General features: G+C 61.9%; 13 protein-coding genes. 7 read left to right on the top strand and 6 right to left on the bottom strand.

What is annotated here, in order from left to right:
* The 6 genes from adhE to cysW all read left to right on the top strand — a co-directional run.
* Positions 1-2,508 (top strand): bifunctional acetaldehyde-CoA/alcohol dehydrogenase (gene adhE / locus NW841_RS02405; RefSeq protein ID WP_414385186.1); only part of this gene is annotated, 2,508 nt, incomplete at its 5' end.
* Between the two features lie 55 nt (positions 2,509-2,563).
* Entirely contained in the window at positions 2,564-5,308 is a 2,745-nt protein-coding gene (locus NW841_RS02400) for a GNAT family N-acetyltransferase (RefSeq protein WP_414385183.1), read from the top strand.
* 89 nt (positions 5,309-5,397) lie between these two features.
* Complete coding sequence (locus tag NW841_RS02395; protein WP_414385182.1) at positions 5,398-6,459, top strand: sulfate ABC transporter substrate-binding protein; 1,062 nt, start codon at positions 5,398-5,400, stop codon at positions 6,457-6,459.
* Between the two features lie 146 nt (positions 6,460-6,605).
* Positions 6,606-7,685: a sulfate/molybdate ABC transporter ATP-binding protein gene (locus NW841_RS02390; RefSeq protein ID WP_414363939.1), complete on the top strand. Its 1,080-nt coding sequence runs from the start codon at positions 6,606-6,608 to the stop codon at positions 7,683-7,685.
* Between the two features lie 6 nt (positions 7,686-7,691).
* Positions 7,692-8,504: a sulfate ABC transporter permease subunit CysT gene (gene cysT / locus NW841_RS02385; protein ID WP_414335336.1), complete on the top strand. Its 813-nt coding sequence runs from the start codon at positions 7,692-7,694 to the stop codon at positions 8,502-8,504.
* Positions 8,494-9,333, top strand: coding sequence for a sulfate ABC transporter permease subunit CysW (gene cysW, locus NW841_RS02380; RefSeq protein WP_414372254.1), 840 nt, complete (start codon positions 8,494-8,496; stop codon positions 9,331-9,333). The genes cysT and cysW overlap by 11 nt, the downstream gene beginning before the upstream one ends.
* Positions 9,334-9,436: 103 nt before the next feature.
* On the opposite strand, the gene msrA is transcribed toward cysW, so the two are convergent.
* The 3 genes from msrA to sfsA all read right to left on the bottom strand — a co-directional run bounded on the left by msrA (position 9,437) and on the right by sfsA (position 11,731).
* Entirely contained in the window at positions 9,437-10,105 is a 669-nt protein-coding gene (gene msrA, locus NW841_RS02375; protein WP_414335345.1) for a peptide-methionine (S)-S-oxide reductase MsrA, read from the bottom strand.
* Between the two features lie 96 nt (positions 10,106-10,201).
* The gene (xth, locus tag NW841_RS02370) at positions 10,202-10,987 is read right to left on the bottom strand and encodes an exodeoxyribonuclease III (protein ID WP_414335333.1); all 786 of its coding nucleotides are present in this window, start codon (positions 10,985-10,987) and stop codon (positions 10,202-10,204) included.
* A 24-nt stretch (positions 10,988-11,011) separates the two neighbouring features.
* Positions 11,012-11,731: a DNA/RNA nuclease SfsA gene (gene sfsA, locus NW841_RS02365; protein WP_414335331.1), complete on the bottom strand. Its 720-nt coding sequence runs from the start codon at positions 11,729-11,731 to the stop codon at positions 11,012-11,014.
* Positions 11,732-11,923: 192 nt separating this feature from the next.
* Here sfsA and NW841_RS02360 point away from each other — a divergent pair, with 192 nt between their 5' ends.
* Positions 11,924-12,520, top strand: a complete 597-nt coding sequence (locus NW841_RS02360; RefSeq protein ID WP_414363936.1) for an NYN domain-containing protein — start codon at positions 11,924-11,926, stop codon at positions 12,518-12,520.
* A gap of 35 nt (positions 12,521-12,555) precedes the next feature.
* On the opposite strand, the gene cbiE is transcribed toward NW841_RS02360, so the two are convergent.
* Genes cbiE through NW841_RS02345 form a run of 3 tightly spaced genes read right to left on the bottom strand, consistent with a single transcriptional unit; the run spans position 12,556 to position 15,246 of the window.
* Positions 12,556-13,803 (bottom strand): precorrin-6y C5,15-methyltransferase (decarboxylating) subunit CbiE, encoded by a 1,248-nt coding sequence (gene cbiE / locus NW841_RS02355; protein ID WP_414385179.1) that lies wholly within the window; start codon positions 13,801-13,803, stop codon positions 12,556-12,558.
* Positions 13,804-14,583, bottom strand: coding sequence for a hypothetical protein (locus tag NW841_RS02350; RefSeq protein ID WP_414385178.1), 780 nt, complete (start codon positions 14,581-14,583; stop codon positions 13,804-13,806).
* A gap of 33 nt (positions 14,584-14,616) precedes the next feature.
* Positions 14,617-15,246: a cobalt-precorrin-8X methylmutase gene (locus NW841_RS02345; protein ID WP_414385190.1), complete on the bottom strand. Its 630-nt coding sequence runs from the start codon at positions 15,244-15,246 to the stop codon at positions 14,617-14,619.
* Positions 15,247-15,401: the final 155 nt, after the last annotated feature.

Raw genomic sequence — 15,401 nt, 5'->3', positions numbered from 1 at the left:
GCCAACAACGAGCGGATCCCCTTGGCCAAGTTGGCCGTAGAGGAGACCGGCATGGGTATTGTGGAAGACAAGGTGATCAAAAATCACTTTGCCTCTGAATACATTTACAACAAGTACAAACACGAGAAAACCTGTGGCGTCATTGAGCGGGACGAGAGCTTTGGCTACGAGCGCATTGCCGAGCCGGTGGGGCTTTTGGCAGGCATTGTGCCGGTCACCAATCCCACTTCGACGACTATTTTCAAAGCCCTCATCACTCTGAAAACCCGCAACGCCATCATTTTTGCGCCTCACCCCCGCGCCAAACGATGCACCATTGCCGCGGCCAAGGTGGTCAAAGAGGCGGCTGAGGCGGCAGGCGCGCCTGTGGGCTTGATTGGCTGGATTGACGAGCCCACGATTGAGCTTTCTCAGGCTTTGATGCAGCACCCGGAGGTGAAATTGATCCTGGCCACCGGCGGCCCCGGCATGGTCAAGGCGGCCTATTCCTCCGGCCACCCCTCGCTGGGTGTGGGAGCGGGCAACACGCCGGCGGTCATCGACACCAGTGCCGACATTCCCATGGCCGTCAGTTCAATCTTACTCAGCAAAACTTTTGACAACGGCATGATCTGCGCCTCGGAACAGGCGGTGATTGTGGTGGAGGCCGTTTATGAGCAGGTGAAGGCGGAGTTTTGCCATCGAGGGGCCTACTTTTTGGATCCGGAACAAACGCAAGCGGTGCGCCGCATTCTCCTCAAGGATGGCCGTCTCAATCCAGCTATTGTCGGCCAATCGGTGCAGACCATTGCCGCTCTGGCCGGGATCCAGGTACCCGAAGGCACCAAGCTGCTGATTGGGGAAGTGGACAAGGTGGGGCCCGAAGAGCCGTTTTCCTACGAAAAATTGGCCCCTGTTTTGGCCTTCTACCGCGCCAAGGATTTCCACAGCGCCGTCGAGGTTGCTGTCCAACTGGTCAATTTCGGTGGGCGGGGCCACACCTCTGTCTTGTATACCGATCCCGCCAACCAGGACGATATTGCCTACTTTGAGCATGCCCTCCAAACAGCACGGGTGCTGATCAACACCCCCTCTTCCCAGGGGGCGATTGGGGATCTCTACAACTTTAGGCTGGATCCCTCGTTAACTTTGGGCTGTGGCACGTGGGGGGGCAACTCGGTCTCCGACAATGTGGGGCCGCGCCACCTGCTCAACATTAAAACCGTGGCCTACCGGCGGGAAAATATGCTCTGGTTCCGGGTGCCGCCCAAGATCTACTTCAAGCCGGGATGTCTACCGGTGGCGCTGCGGGAGTTGGCCGGCAAAAAACGGGCTTTTTTGGTGACCGACAAGCCCCTCTTCGACCTGGGTGTGCTGCAGCCGGTTACCCAGGTTCTCGAGGAGCTGCAGATAAAGTGGGATGTCTACCACGAGGTGGAGCCGGATCCCACCCTCAGCAACGTCAACCGCGGCCTGGAGCAGTTGCGCCAGTTTCAGCCGGATGTCATCATCGCCGTGGGCGGCGGATCCCCGATGGATGCGGCCAAGGTGATGTGGCTGATGTACGAGCAGCCCCAAGTGGAGTTTGAAGGCCTGGCAACGCGCTTTATGGACATCCGCAAGCGGGTCTACGAGCTGCCGCCGCTGGGGCAAAAAGCCCAACTGGTCTGCATCCCCACCACTTCCGGGACGGGATCCGAGGTAACGCCCTTTGCGGTGGTGACCGATGACCGGGTGGGGATCAAGTACCCCCTGGCCGACTACGCCCTCACCCCCAGCATGGCCATTGTCGATCCGGATCTCACCCTGAAGATGCCCAAGAAGCTGACGGCTTACGGCGGCATCGATGCCCTCACCCATGCCTTGGAAGCCTATGTCTCGGTGATGGCCAGCGAGTTTACCGACGGGCTGGCGCTGCAGGCAATTAAGCTGCTGATGACCTACCTGCCGCGGGCCTACGAGAAGGGAGCTGAAGATCCAGAAGCACGGGAAAAAGTCCACTACGCCGCCACCCTTGCCGGCATGGCCTTTGCCAACGCCTTTTTGGGGGTGTGCCACTCTTTGGCCCACAAGCTGGGATCCACCTTCCACCTGCCCCACGGCCTGGCCAATGCCCTGATGATTACCCACGTCATCCGCTACAACGCCACCGACGCCCCCTTCAAGCAGGCCATCTTTCCCCAGTACCGCTACCCCAACGCCAAGCACCGCTATGCCGAAATTGCCGATTACCTGCAGTTGGGGGGAGCCAATGATGAGGAAAAGGTCATGCGCCTTATCGAGGCCATCGAGGAGCTGAAGCGGAAGCTGGGGATCCCGGCCAGCATTCGCGAGGCCCTCAGCGAGAGCGAGCAGGCCTTTTACGACCGTCTGGAAGCGATGGCGGAGCAGGCTTTTGATGACCAATGCACCGGCGCCAACCCCCGCTACCCCCTCATTCAGGATATGAAGGAGCTGTACGTCTTGGCCTATCGGGGCTGCCGGGTGGAGGCTGCCCTCTACCACCAGCCGGAGCCGGCTCTGGTTTAAGGTCGGCCTTCCTCCCCGCCAAAACGTACTTCTCCCTTCCCTCCTTGCAACGGCTATGGCTACGCTGCACCGCCCCGATCCCAGCCTGGACATCTGGAAGGCCAGATCCCACCCCTTAGATCCCATTTTTCTGCCCCGCTCGGTGGCGGTGGTGGGGGCAACAGAGCGCGAGGGCAGTGTGGGGCGCACGGTGCTCTGGAACCTCATCAGCCACCCCTTTGGCGGCACGGTCTACCCGGTCAACCCCAAGCGGCACCAGGTGTTGGGCATCCGGGCCTACGAGCGGCTCTCTGCTCTGCCGGAGCCGGTGGATCTGGCCATCATCGCCATCCCGGCAGCCGGGGTGCCGGCGGTTATCCAAGAATGCGTCGAGGCCGGCGTCAAGGGGGCCATTGTCCTCTCGGCAGGCTTTAAGGAAATTGGCCCGGAGGGGCTGGAGCTGGAAAAGGCCATCCAAGAGGCTGCCCGCGGCAAGCTGCGCCTCATTGGTCCCAACTGCCTGGGGATCCAAAATCCCCACACCGGCCTCAATGCCACCTTTGCTGCCCAGATGGCCCGACCCGGCAACGTGGGGTTTATCAGCCAAAGCGGGGCCCTCTGCACCTCGATCCTGGACTGGAGCCTGCGGGAAAATGTCGGCTTTAGCGCCTTCATCTCTCTGGGATCCATGCTGGATGTGGGCTGGGGGGATCTCATCGACTATCTGGGCGAGGATCCCCACACCCACAGCATTGTCCTCTACATGGAGTCGATTGGGGATGCGCGGTCGTTTGTGTCGGCGGCCCGCGAGGTGGCGCTGAGCAAGCCGATTATTGTCATCAAGGCGGGGCGTACCCAGGCGGCGGCCCAGGCGGCAGCTTCCCACACGGGATCCCTCACCGGCAGCGACGCGGTTTTGGATGCAGCCTTCCGCCGCTGCGGTGTGCTGCGGGTGGATCACATCGAAGACCTCTTCGACATGGCGGAGGTGCTGGCCAAACAGCCCCGCCCGCAGGGCCCCCACCTCAGCATCCTCACCAATGCCGGCGGACCGGGGGTGCTGGCCACCGACGCCCTCATCCGCGCTGGGGGATCCCTGGCCCAGCTCTCTCCCCAAACCCTGGAGCAGCTTAACTCCATCCTGCCGCCCCACTGGAGCCACGGCAATCCCATTGATATTTTGGGCGATGCCGGGCCGGAGCGCTTTGCCCAGGCGCTGGAGATCGTGCTGCGGGATCCCGCCAGCCAGGGCTGTTTGGTGATCCTCACCCCCCAGGCGATGACGGATCCCACCGCCACTGCTGCCAAGGTGGTGGAGACCTGGCGGCGCAGCGGCTCCCGGCAGCCCATCCTGGCCAGTTGGATGGGGGGAGACTTGGTGGATGCCGGCGAGCAGATCCTTAACCAAGCGGGGATCCCCACCTACCGCTATCCGGATCAGGCGGCACGGGTGTTCAGCTATCTGTGGCGCTTTAGCGACAACCTCAAGGCCCTCTACGAAACTCCCACTCTGCTCCCTGCAACAGCGGTCGAGGGCGAGAGGGTGCAACAAATTCTCGGCCAAGCCCGGCAGCAAGGTCGCCGGCTCTTAACCGAGGTCGAGTCCAAGGAGATCCTGGCCGCCTACGGGATCCCGGTGGTGCCCACGCGGGTGGTCAAGAGCCCAGAAGCGGCGGTAGAGGCCGCCGCACAAATGGGCTACCCGGTGGTGCTGAAGCTCTACTCCCATACCCTCACCCACAAGAGTGACGTGGGCGGCGTCCAGCTCAACCTGCCCGATGCCGAAGCGGTGCGGCGGGCCTTCGCCCAGATTCTCCGCAACGTCAGCGAGAAAGCAGGGCCAGAGCACTTCCAAGGGGTGACGGTGCAGCCGATGATCCGCACCGACGGCTACGAGCTGATCCTGGGCAGCAGCGAGGATCCCCAGTTTGGGCCGGTGTTGCTGTTTGGCAGCGGCGGCCAACTGGTGGAGGTGTTCCAGGATCGCGCCATTGGCCTTCCCCCCCTCAACACCACCTTGGCGCGCCGCCTGATGGAGAATACCCTCATCTACAAGGCCCTCAAGGGGGTGCGGGGGCGCCGAGCCGTCAATCTGGAAGCGCTGGAACAGCTTTTGGTGCGCTTCAGCCAACTGGTGGCCGAACAGCGGCAGATCCAAGAGATCGACATCAACCCCCTGCTGGCCTCGGGCGAGCAACTGCTGGCTTTGGATGCCCGCGTCATTTTGCGCTCGGAGCAAGAACCACCCGTACCGTTGGCCATCCGCCCCTACCCCAGCCAGTACAGTTGGCCCTTCCGCGAGGGCATCACCATCCGCCCCATCCGTCCCGAAGACGAGCTGCTGGTGATCCAGTTTCACCGCCACGTCTCCGACTACAGCATCTACCTGCGCTACTTCCACCCCATCAAATACAGCGCCCGCATCGCCCACGAGCGCTTGGTTCGCATCTGCTTTAACGACTACGACCGCGAGATCGCCCTGGTGGCGGAAAAACAGGAGCCAGAAGCTACAATCCTCGGCATCAGCCGCCTCTCCAAAAAACACGGCCTTCCCGAAGAAGCCGAGTTTGCCCTGTTGGTGGCGGATCCCTACCAAAGACAGGGGATCGGCACGGAGCTGCTGACCCGCCTGATTCAGGTGGCCCGCTGCGAAGGGATCCGGCGCCTCACCGGCGAGGTGCTCAGCGAAAACGAGGGCATGCGCCGCCTCTGCAGGCGCTTGGGGTTCCAGCTGCTCCCTTCTCCAGAGGATCCCGGCCTCCTCAGGGCCACGCTGGATCTTGCTGCCGATGCGGCGCTCCCCACCCCCTGCCCTGCCTAGGGATCCCTGGCCCTAAAAACGGTTTGCCGACCGGCTGACCGTAGAATGGATCCCTGCCGTTCAACCTTTAGGTTCTTGGGGAGAGCGGAATGAGGGTGGCTGTGAAGAGGGAAGGGACAGGGGGGATCCCCTCACCTGTCGCGGTGGTCTGGTCGGGGAGAGTGGGGCGGGGGCTGGCGGTGGGATCCCTCCTCCTAGGACTTCTGCTGGGGCTGGGCGGCTGTGGGGTGGGATCCCAAGGGGAAGTGAGGATTCTCCTAGCTTCTTTTGCGGTGACCCGCGATGCCTACCGGCAGATCATCCCTGCCTTTGAGGCCCACTGGCTGGCCCAGACCGGCCAACAGGTGCGCGTAGAAAGCAGCTATGCCGGCTCGGCCACACAAGCGCGGGCGGTCATTGACGGGCTGGATGCCGATGTGGTGGCTCTGGCCCTGGGCCTGGATGTGGAGCGCCTTGTGGCTGCCGGTCTCGTTCGACCAGGCTGGGAAAGCCGCACGCCCAACCAAGGGATCGTCACCCGCTCAGTGGCGGCAATCGTCACGCGGCAGGGCAACCCCCACGCTATCCACTCTTGGCTGGATCTGGCCCGGCCTGGCTTGCAGGTGATCACCGCCAACCCCAAAACCTCAGGGGGCGCCCGCTGGAACTTTTTGGCCCTCTGGAGTGCTGTCCCTGAACCCCAGGCCCTGGCCTTCACCACCCAGGTCTACAAAAATGTCCGCGTCCTGCCGCGGGACTCGCGGGAAGCCACCGATGTCTTTTTCCAAAAAGGGCAGGGGGATGCCCTGCTCACCTACGAACAGGAGGTGATCCTGGCCGGCCTGCGCGGCCAGCCCTTGCCCTACGTGGTGCCGGATCCCAACATTTCCATCGACAACCCCGTAGCCGTGGTGGATGCCACGGTGGAGCGAAAAGGAACCCGCGCCGTGGCCGAAGCCTTTGTGAACTACCTGTTTACTCCAGAAGCGCAGCGGGCCTTTGCCGAGGTGGGTTTCCGTCCGGTGGAGCCGACGGTGGCGCAAGAGTTTGCCTGGCGGTACCCTTCCATCGAGAAGCTGGTAACCGTTGCCGACCTGGGCGGCTGGGAAGCAATCCAAAACCGCTTCTTTGCCGATGGGGCTGTGTTTGACCGCATCCAAGCTGGGTTGTAGGGAGCCTCCCTTGTTTTGCATCCCCATTCAAGGTATGCTGGGAGCAGTATCAACGGTTTGTTGACAGGTTTACCGTAGATTAGAGGCTCCCTACCTCCTCAGGGATAGGCAGCGCCATCCGGCCAACCCTTAGCTAGGCAGAACCTATGGGCATCACCATTGCAGGGGTATCGAAGCGTTTTGGCCAGTTTCAGGCTCTCCACCCTACGGATCTCACCATTCCCACGGGATCCCTGGTTGCCCTGTTGGGACCGTCGGGTTCCGGCAAATCTACCCTCTTGCGCCTGATTGCCGGCCTAGAAAAGCCGGACACGGGGCGGATTTTCCTCACCGGGCGGGATGCCACCCATGCCAGCGTCCAGGAGCGCAACGTCGGCTTTGTCTTCCAGCACTACGCCCTGTTCAAGCACATGACGGTGCGGCAGAACATCGCCTTTGGCCTGGAGATCCGCAAAGCTTCGCGGGCTGAGATCCGGGCACGGGTGGACGAGCTGCTGGAGCTGGTGCAACTGTCGGGGTTGGGGGATCGCTACCCCTCACAGCTTTCGGGGGGACAGCGGCAGCGGGTGGCTCTGGCCCGCGCCTTGGCAGTGGAGCCGCAGGTGTTGCTCCTGGATGAGCCCTTTGGGGCGCTGGATGCCAGAGTGCGCAAGGAGCTGCGCCAGTGGCTGCGGCGCCTGCACGACGAGGTACACGTCACCACCGTCTTGGTCACCCACGACCAAGAGGAAGCCATGGAGGTAGCCGACCAGATCGTGGTCATGAACCAGGGGCGGATCGAACAGGTGGGATCCCCTGCCGAGATCTACGATCACCCGGCCACTCCCTTTGTCATGAGCTTCATCGGCCCGGTCAACGAGCTCTCTCCCCGCTCCCTGTTATCTTGCCAGCTTCCCGAGGCCCAGGCGGGCCCGCACCAGCTCTTCTTGCGCCCCCACGATGTGCAGATCGAGGTCAACCCCAATAGCAGCGGCGTCTCGGCTTGGGTCAAAGAGATCATCCACCTGGGGCGGGAGATCCAGGCGGAGCTGATTCTCAGCGATGGCGGATCCCTGTGGGCCCACCTCAGCCGCGAGCAATATGCCAGCCAGCCGCTGCAGGTGGGGCAGCAGGTCTATGTCCGCCCCAAGGTGGTCAAGGCCTTTCCCCTCAAAAAAAACGATAAGAAAACTGCCATGACCCCGCTGGCAATGGCGGGACGGAGTCCGATGTCGCTGGGAGCTTGAGGAAAGTTGCAGCAAGCCGGGTTTCAACTGTCTTGGCCGTGGCGGCTGAGCTTGGGCTATCTCTTCCTAATGTTGGCCTTGCCGCTGGCGGCCTTGATCGCCAAGTCCAGCAGCGTCGGCTGGGCGGAGTTCTGGCGGATCGCGACGGATCCGGTGGCCCTCTCCGCCTATGAGGTTACTTTTGTAACCGCGCTGCTGGCGGCTTTGGTTAACGGCGTAATGGGCACCCTGACGGCTTGGGTGTTGGTGCGCTACGCCTTCCCCGGCAAAAAGCTCCTCGAGGGGTTGATCGATCTGCCCTTTGCCCTGCCCACGGCTGTGGCCGGCCTCACCCTGGCAACCGTTTACAGCAGCAACGGCTGGATTGGATCCCTTTTGGCCCCCTTGGGGATCCGCATTGCCTTTACCCGGCTGGGGGTGGGGGTGGCGATGCTGTTTATCTCTTTTCCCTTTGTGGTGCGGACGGTACAGCCGGTGCTGCAGGAGCTGGAACGAGATGTGGAAGAGGCGGCCTGGAGCTTGGGCGCCTCCCGCTGGCAGACCTTCTGGCGGGTGGTGCTGCCCCAGATTTTGCCCGCCGTGTTGACCGGCGTGGCCCTAGGGTTTTCCCGTGCTGTGGGTGAATATGGCTCCATTGTTATCATCGCCTCTAGCATCCCCTTCCGGGATCTCATCGCGGCAGTGCTGGTGATCCAGCGGCTGGAACAGTACGACTATGCCGGGGCAACGGTGATCGGGACGGCGATGCTGGGGATCTCGTTCTTGTCGCTGGTGGTGATTAACCTTCTGCAAGCCTGGGGAAGTCGCCATGAAACCTGACGGGATAGCGGGTGTCCAACCGGAGCCATCGACAAACCCTTGGCTGTCGGGCCTGTTGATCGGCATTGTCGGGCTCTACATCGCCCTGCTGCTTGGGATCCCGGTGGTGAACATCTTTTATCAAGCGTTTCGAGAAGGGATCCCAGCTTTTCTCCAGCACCTGACCGAGCGGGAGCTGCTCAGCGCCCTCCGATTGACGGTGCTGACGGCGCTGGTTGTTGTTCCCCTCAATACTTTTTTTGGCCTCTGCGCCGCCTTGGCCTTGGCTCGCCGCCGTTTTCCGGGGCGGGCTTTGCTGCTCAGCTTGATCGATCTGCCCTTTTCCATTTCCCCGGTGGTGGCCGGCCTGATGCTGGTGCTCCTCTTTGGCCGTCAGGGTTGGCTGGGATCCTGGAACCTGCGGGTCATCTTTGCCTTTCCGGGCATTGTGCTGGCCACGGCTTTCATCACGCTCCCTTTTGTGGTGCGGGAGGTACTGCCGGTGTTGGAAGAGGCCGGCAGCGAGGAAGAAGAAGCCGCCAAAACCCTGGGGGCCAATTCCTGGCAGATCTTCTGGCGCATCACCCTACCCAACATCCGCTGGGGACTCCTGTACGGCGTCATCCTGACCAATGCCCGCGCCATGGGGGAGTTCGGCGCTGTCGCGGTGGTCTCTGGCAACATCATTGGCCGCACCCAGACCCTTCCCTTATTTGTGGAAGATGCCTACCGCAGCTATGCCACGGGCTCAGCCTATGCGGCGGCAGTGGTGCTCTCCTTGCTGGCGGTGGTAACCCTGGTGGCCAAGGAGCTGCTGGAGCGGGGATCCCCTTCCCGCCGCGTCTTCTAGAGTTCTGTTGGGATCTTTGCAATCAACGCTCTAACCCCCCTCTCCCTGAGGGAGAGGGGCCGGGGGTGAGGGCAGCCATGACCGCCATCGGCCAGGGTGTGGCTTAGACAGACTCGGTGAGGATCTCGGGCAGACAAACCTGGGTGCCCCCCAGGCCGCAGTAGCCGCGTGGGTTTTTGGCCAGGTACTGCTGGTGGTAGTCTTCGGCGTAGTAGAACTCTGGGGCGTCCAGGATCTCAGTGGTGATTTGGCCGTAGCCGTGGGCGCTCAGAGCCTGCTGGTAGAGATCGCGGGTTTTTTCCGCCAGCTCCCGTTGTGCCGGGGAATAGACGTAGATGCCGGAGCGATACTGGGTGCCCACATCATTGCCCTGGCGCATCCCTTGGGTGGGATCGTGGTTTTCCCAAAACACCTTCAAAAGCTGCAGGTAGCTAATCTGGCTGGGATCGTAAACCACCCGCACCACCTCGTTGTGGCCAGTCAAACCGGTGCAAACCTCCTCATAGGTGGGGTTGGGGGTATACCCGCCAGCGTAGCCCACGGCAGTGGTGAACACCCCGGGCAACTGCCAAAACTTGCGCTCCGCTCCCCAAAAGCAGCCCATGCCGAACAGGGCCAGCTCCATGCCCTCGGGAAAAGGGGGCTTTAGGGGCGTGCCCTTGACGTAGTGCCGGTTAACGATTGCCATTGGCTCGGAGCGGCCCGGCAAAGCCTCTTCCGGCGTGGGCAAGGTCAGCTTCTTGCTCAGTTTGCCAAAACCAAAGAGCGCCATGGCGGTAGCCCGATACATTCGTTAACATCTACCAGCCTAGCGTAGATAGCCGCTCTTGTCTCGAGAAAAGATTGGCAAGGGAGCGGCCTGGGGATTTCAGACCGCCAGCTCTACAACCACAGGGGCATGGTCGCTGGGCTTTTGTAGCCGCCGCGGCTCGACGTCGATCCAGCAGGCAGTGGCCTTGTCCTGGAGCGGGGGAGAAAGGTAGAGGTGGTCGATGCGCCAGCCGCGATTCTTCTGAAACCCTCCGGCCCGGTAGTCCCACCAGCTAAAATGTCCGGGATCCGGGTTAAACTTGCGAAAGGCATCCTCAAACCCCAAAGCCAGGATCTCCCGCAGGGCCTGCCGTTCTGGCTCCGAGGCCATGATTTCTCCGGCCTTTTGGGGATCGTAGATATCGCGGTCTTCCAGGGCAATATTAAAGTCCCCACAGAGCAAGATGGGATCCCCTTGGCTGAGGGCAACGGCCAGGTAGTCCTTCAGCGTGGCCAGCCAGCGCAACTTGTAGGCGTACTTGTCGGATCCCACCGCCTCACCATTGGGCACGTAGAGGTTGAGAATGCGGATCCCGTGGTAGAGGGCACCGATCAGCCGCTTTTGCTCGTCCAGGTCTGCAGCCGCCGACAGCAGCGCGCCAAACCCCCGCTCCACCTTCTCCGGCACCTCCCGGCTAATTACGGCCACGCCGTTGTAGGACTTTTGCCCGTACACCTCCACATGAAAGCCTCGCTCCTCAAAGGGGGCGCGGGGAAAGTCCTCATCCACCACCTTGGTCTCCTGCAAGCAGAGCACATCCAGGGATCCCTGCTTGTCTAGCCAAGCCAAAACTTGCGGCAACCGGGTGCGAATGGAGTTGACATTCCAGGTGGCCACTTGCATAGCAGCAGGTTCCCAAGACAACGCTCAGGCCACCATTTTGGCCAAACCCAGGGGATGGATCCCCTGGGGCGAGACCGCGATCCGGTAGGGCAACACCTCGACCCCCGCCTGCAGCGCCTGGCGAAACAGATGGGCATAGCGGGGATCCCGTTCTGCGCCAGGGGCGAACTCGGTGCAATCGGCACGGTTGATCCAGTACAGCAGCAGAGCCCGCTGCCCTTGCCGGCGGATCTCAATCAAATCTTCCAGGTGTTTTTGCCCGCGAGTCGTCACCGTATCCGGGAAGAGGGCGCGGGATCCCACGGCCCAGGTGGTATTTTTAACCTCTAGGTAGGCCAAGCCAGAGTCTCCTATCAGCAGGAAGTCGATTTTGCTCCTGCCGCAGGTCACTTCCCGTTGCCAACGAGAAAACCCCGCCAACTGGGGAAACCACCCTTGTTCCAGCCCCCATTCCACCAGGCGATTGGGCAGGCCGGTGTTGATCCCCACCCACACTCCTTCCACCTGGATCATCTCCCAGGTGTAGGCCAATTTGCGCTTGGGATCGGGGTGATGGGAGAGGTACACAGGTGCCCCTACCTGGCAAACCCCCGTCATCGGCCCAGTGTTGGGGCAGTGAGCGGTTACCTGTTGCCCATTTTCCAGCTCCACCTCGGCAAAGAAGCGCTTGTAGCGGCTGCGCAACACCCCTCTGTGCAGGGAGGTCGGGAAACGATAGGGCAGCGCCCCCTGTTGGCCTGTCATTCGCAAGAGCTCTCCGATAAGTATTTTTTCTTTAGGATTTTGGAAGTCTTCCAGGGGTGGGGTGTTTCCTGCGCTAGGGTAAATGACGTATCTCCCCGGCCAGGGCCTTTTTTTGCCGATGCCTTGTTCCTATACCTCTCAATATCCTATCTTTTTCTATCCCTTTGCCAAAACTTGGAGAAGAAAGCCCGAATGTTGCGTCTTGATCCTGAGCCCGGCTTTCAGCCCCCGGATCCCTTCCAGGACAACCGCGGTCGCGTGGCCATCTTCATCGACGGATCCAACCTCTTCTATGCCGCCCTGCAGATGGGCATTGAGATCGACTACACCCGCCTGCTGAAGACGCTGACCGGCCGTTCTCCCCTTCTGCGCTCCTTTTTCTACACCGGCGTCGATCGCAACAACGAAAAGCAGCAGGGGTTTTTGCTCTGGATGCGTCGCAACGGCTACCGCGTGGTTACCAAAGAGCTGACCCAACTGCCCGATGGATCCAAGCGGGCCAACCTGGATGTGGAAATTGCTGTGGACATGTTGTCGCTGGTGCGTTGGTACGAGACGGCAGTGCTGGTGAGCGGCGATGGGGATTTGGCCTACGCGGTCAATGCCGTCAGCTACCAAGGGGCACGGGTGGAGGTGGTCAGCTTGCGTTCCATGACCAGTGACCAACTGATCAACTTGGCAGATCGCTACATCGACCTAGAATCCCTCAAAGACCAAATTAAGAAGACCAATCGCCCCTCCTATCTGTACCGACCCGGGTTCACCACCGACGAGGAGGATGAGGGGTAATTTTTCTCTCACCCCCCCACCCCAAAGGAGGGAGTTCAGCGAGATTGCAAAGTTGAAGGGATCCCCTGCAGCAGGTAAACGGGGTTAAGGGGGGCAAAGCGGGTGCCTTCTGCCAGGGCTGTGGAGCGGGAGATCTGGATGTGTTCTAGCCGCACCTGCCAGCCCTGCGAGCGCAGCCATTGCAGGGTTTCGCTGCAGGTTTCCAGAGTGGCAAAGTTGGCCACCAAGATCCCCTCAGGCCGCAGGCGGGCCGCCACCACCGGCAGCAGATCGCGGATCCCTTTGCCGCCTCCCCCCAGCAACACCCGATCGGGATCCGGCAAGTCGGCCAGCACCTGGGGCGCTGCCCCGGGGATCACGTGCAGGTTCTCCAGGCCGAAGCGTTGGCGGTTGCGCCGGATGAGACAAATACCCATGGCGTTGCGCTCAACGGCATAGACCTGGAGCTGGGGGGAGAGGCGGGCGATCTCTACGGCCACGGAGCCGGTGCCGGCCCCGACATCCCACACCACTCCCTGCCGCGGCAATTGCAAGGCCCCCAGGGTGAGCAGGCGGATGGGTTGCTTGGTGATCAGGCCGGGCTGGTCGGGAAAGGTGTGGAACTGATCGTCGGGGATCCCGACTAGGGGCCAGCGGCGGGGATCGGGTTCCGGGTCAACGCGGCGCAACACCACCAGATTGGGGCTGGGGAAAGCGGAGTTCTCACCTTCCTGCAGAGGCAGGATCTGCTCGTGGGGGGATCCCAGGCGGCTGCATACCCAGCCCTGGTAGCGCACCGGCAGCTGCAGGTCGGCAATGAACTGGGCCAAGCTGGCTGGCGTGTGCTCTGGGTCGGTAAGCACCACAATCACAGGGGATCCCTGTTTGAGAACGGGTTCCAACGGCTCCATTCCCCGCCCGTGCAGACTGAGAATGGTGGCCTCCTGCCAGGGGATCTGCAGGCGGTTGAGGGCCAACTGCACCGAGCTGACTTGGGGGTAAAAAGCCAGTTGCTCCGCCGGGAAATACTGGGTCAGCAGGCGCCCAATCCCAAAAAACAGGGGATCCCCGCTGGCCAATAAAACCAGGGATCCCTGTGCCAGCTCCTTTTGCAAAAGCGGGATCCAACTTTCCACCGATCCAGTAAGCCGGATCTGGCGAGCCGGATGGTCGGCAAAGTGCTGCAGCAGGCTGGGGGGCCCGGCCAGGGTTTGCGCTTGGGAGAGGGGGGGAATCGCCCAAGAGGCCACCGAGCCATCTCCAGCTACCCCTACGACCGCAAGCTGAGGCAACCGGCTCGCCATCTAGCGTTCGACAGGCGGGTGGTACTGGCGCATGTGGTTGAGAAAATCCAGGCGCAGCTCCGCTACTTCCCGCTGCATCTCCCGCATTTCCCGAATAAAGCCCAGATGAGCCTCGATCAGGCGGCCATCCCGCTCCCGAAATTGCTCCATCATCATGGCTTGCGCTTCCCTCAGCTCGGCAAACCCGGCCTGCATATCGCGGCGAGACTCCTGGATGGCCCTCTCCAGCTCATCTCCCCGCTCTTCGTTCTGGCGAATCCGCTCCTGGTTGTGCTGAATTAACGCCCGGATCTCCTGGATTTCGGTCTGGAGCTGGGCCTCGATGGCCTGCCGCTCGGCTCGCATTGCAGCCATCTGGGCCTCAAAGCGCTCGGCAGCTTGTTGCCGCTCGGCCCGGAGTTCGGCGATCTCGGCGGAGAAACGCTCAGCGGCCCGCTGCTGCTCGGCTCGGATCTCGGCGATCTGAGCTGCAAAGGCCTGTCGCATTTCCGTCATCTGGGCCTCAAAGCGCTCGGCGGCCCGCTGCTGCTCGGCTCGGATCTCGGCGATCTGGGCTGCAAAGGCCTGTCGCATTTCCGTCATCTGGGCCTCAAAGCGCTCGGCGGCCCGCTGCTGCTCAGTTCGGATCTCGGCGATCTGAGCTGCAAAGGCCTGTCGCATTTCCGTCATCTGGGCCTCAAAGCGCTGGGCGGCTCGCTGCTGCTCAGCCCGCAGCTCTTGAAGCTCTTCTTGTTGGAGCTGAAGGTTGCGGATCAGCCACTCCTCTTGTTCAGGGGTCATGGGAAAGGCCTGAAGATGTCGTTCCAATTCTAGTCAGTTGGGAATGGGATCCCGGCGGGCGGCCAGCAGCAGAGCATTGACGATGGCAACGGCCACCGGGGATCCGCCTTTGCGGCCCTCCACCCGAATCTGGGGGACATCCGTTTGTGCCAACGCCTGTTTGGCCTCCTCCACGGCCACAAAGCCCACCGGCACCCCGATCACCAGGCTGGGCCGGATCCGCTCTGCCCGAATCTCTTCCACCAGCGCCAGCAGCGCCGTGGGCGCATTGCCGACAACAAAGATGGCTTCCGGGTAGCGGCGGGCCACCTGGATCATCCCCTGGGCAGTGCGGGTTTGCCCTGCCGCGGGGGGGTCTTCCACCCAGTCCAAAGCGCAATAGAGCGGGATCCCCTGCGCCTCAAGGCCAGCTTGGATCCCGGCAGCCACCATCCTCACATCCACCACCACGGGCCTTTGCTGCCGCAGGGCCGCCAGCCCCACCTCGACCGCCGTGGGGCTAAACACAAAGCGATCCCGCAGCTCAAAATCGGCAGTGGCGTGGATGGCGCGGCGCACGATCTCGTAGGGGATCCCTTGCCACGGGTGGGGGCCGATCTCTTGGTCAATCTGGCGAAAGCTGGCCGCCGTAATGGGGTCTATCCAAGCTGTCTCATCCATCATCTCAGCCATCGTGGATCCGCAGGTGGAGCCATGGTTCGGCTAGGGTGGTTTCTACGTCCTGCTGACGCGAGCAGTCTTGTTCGGGGAAAGTCGTGCAGAACGTCCAGAAAAGCTGTGCTCAAAAGGGTTACCTGAGAGAGACGCCCCTTTAGTTC

The organism is Synechococcus sp. H60.3, from assembly GCF_047462295.1.
GTDB lineage: Bacteria > Cyanobacteriota > Cyanobacteriia > Thermostichales > Thermostichaceae > Thermostichus.
This window is presented reverse-complemented; position numbering and strand designations above follow the sequence as displayed.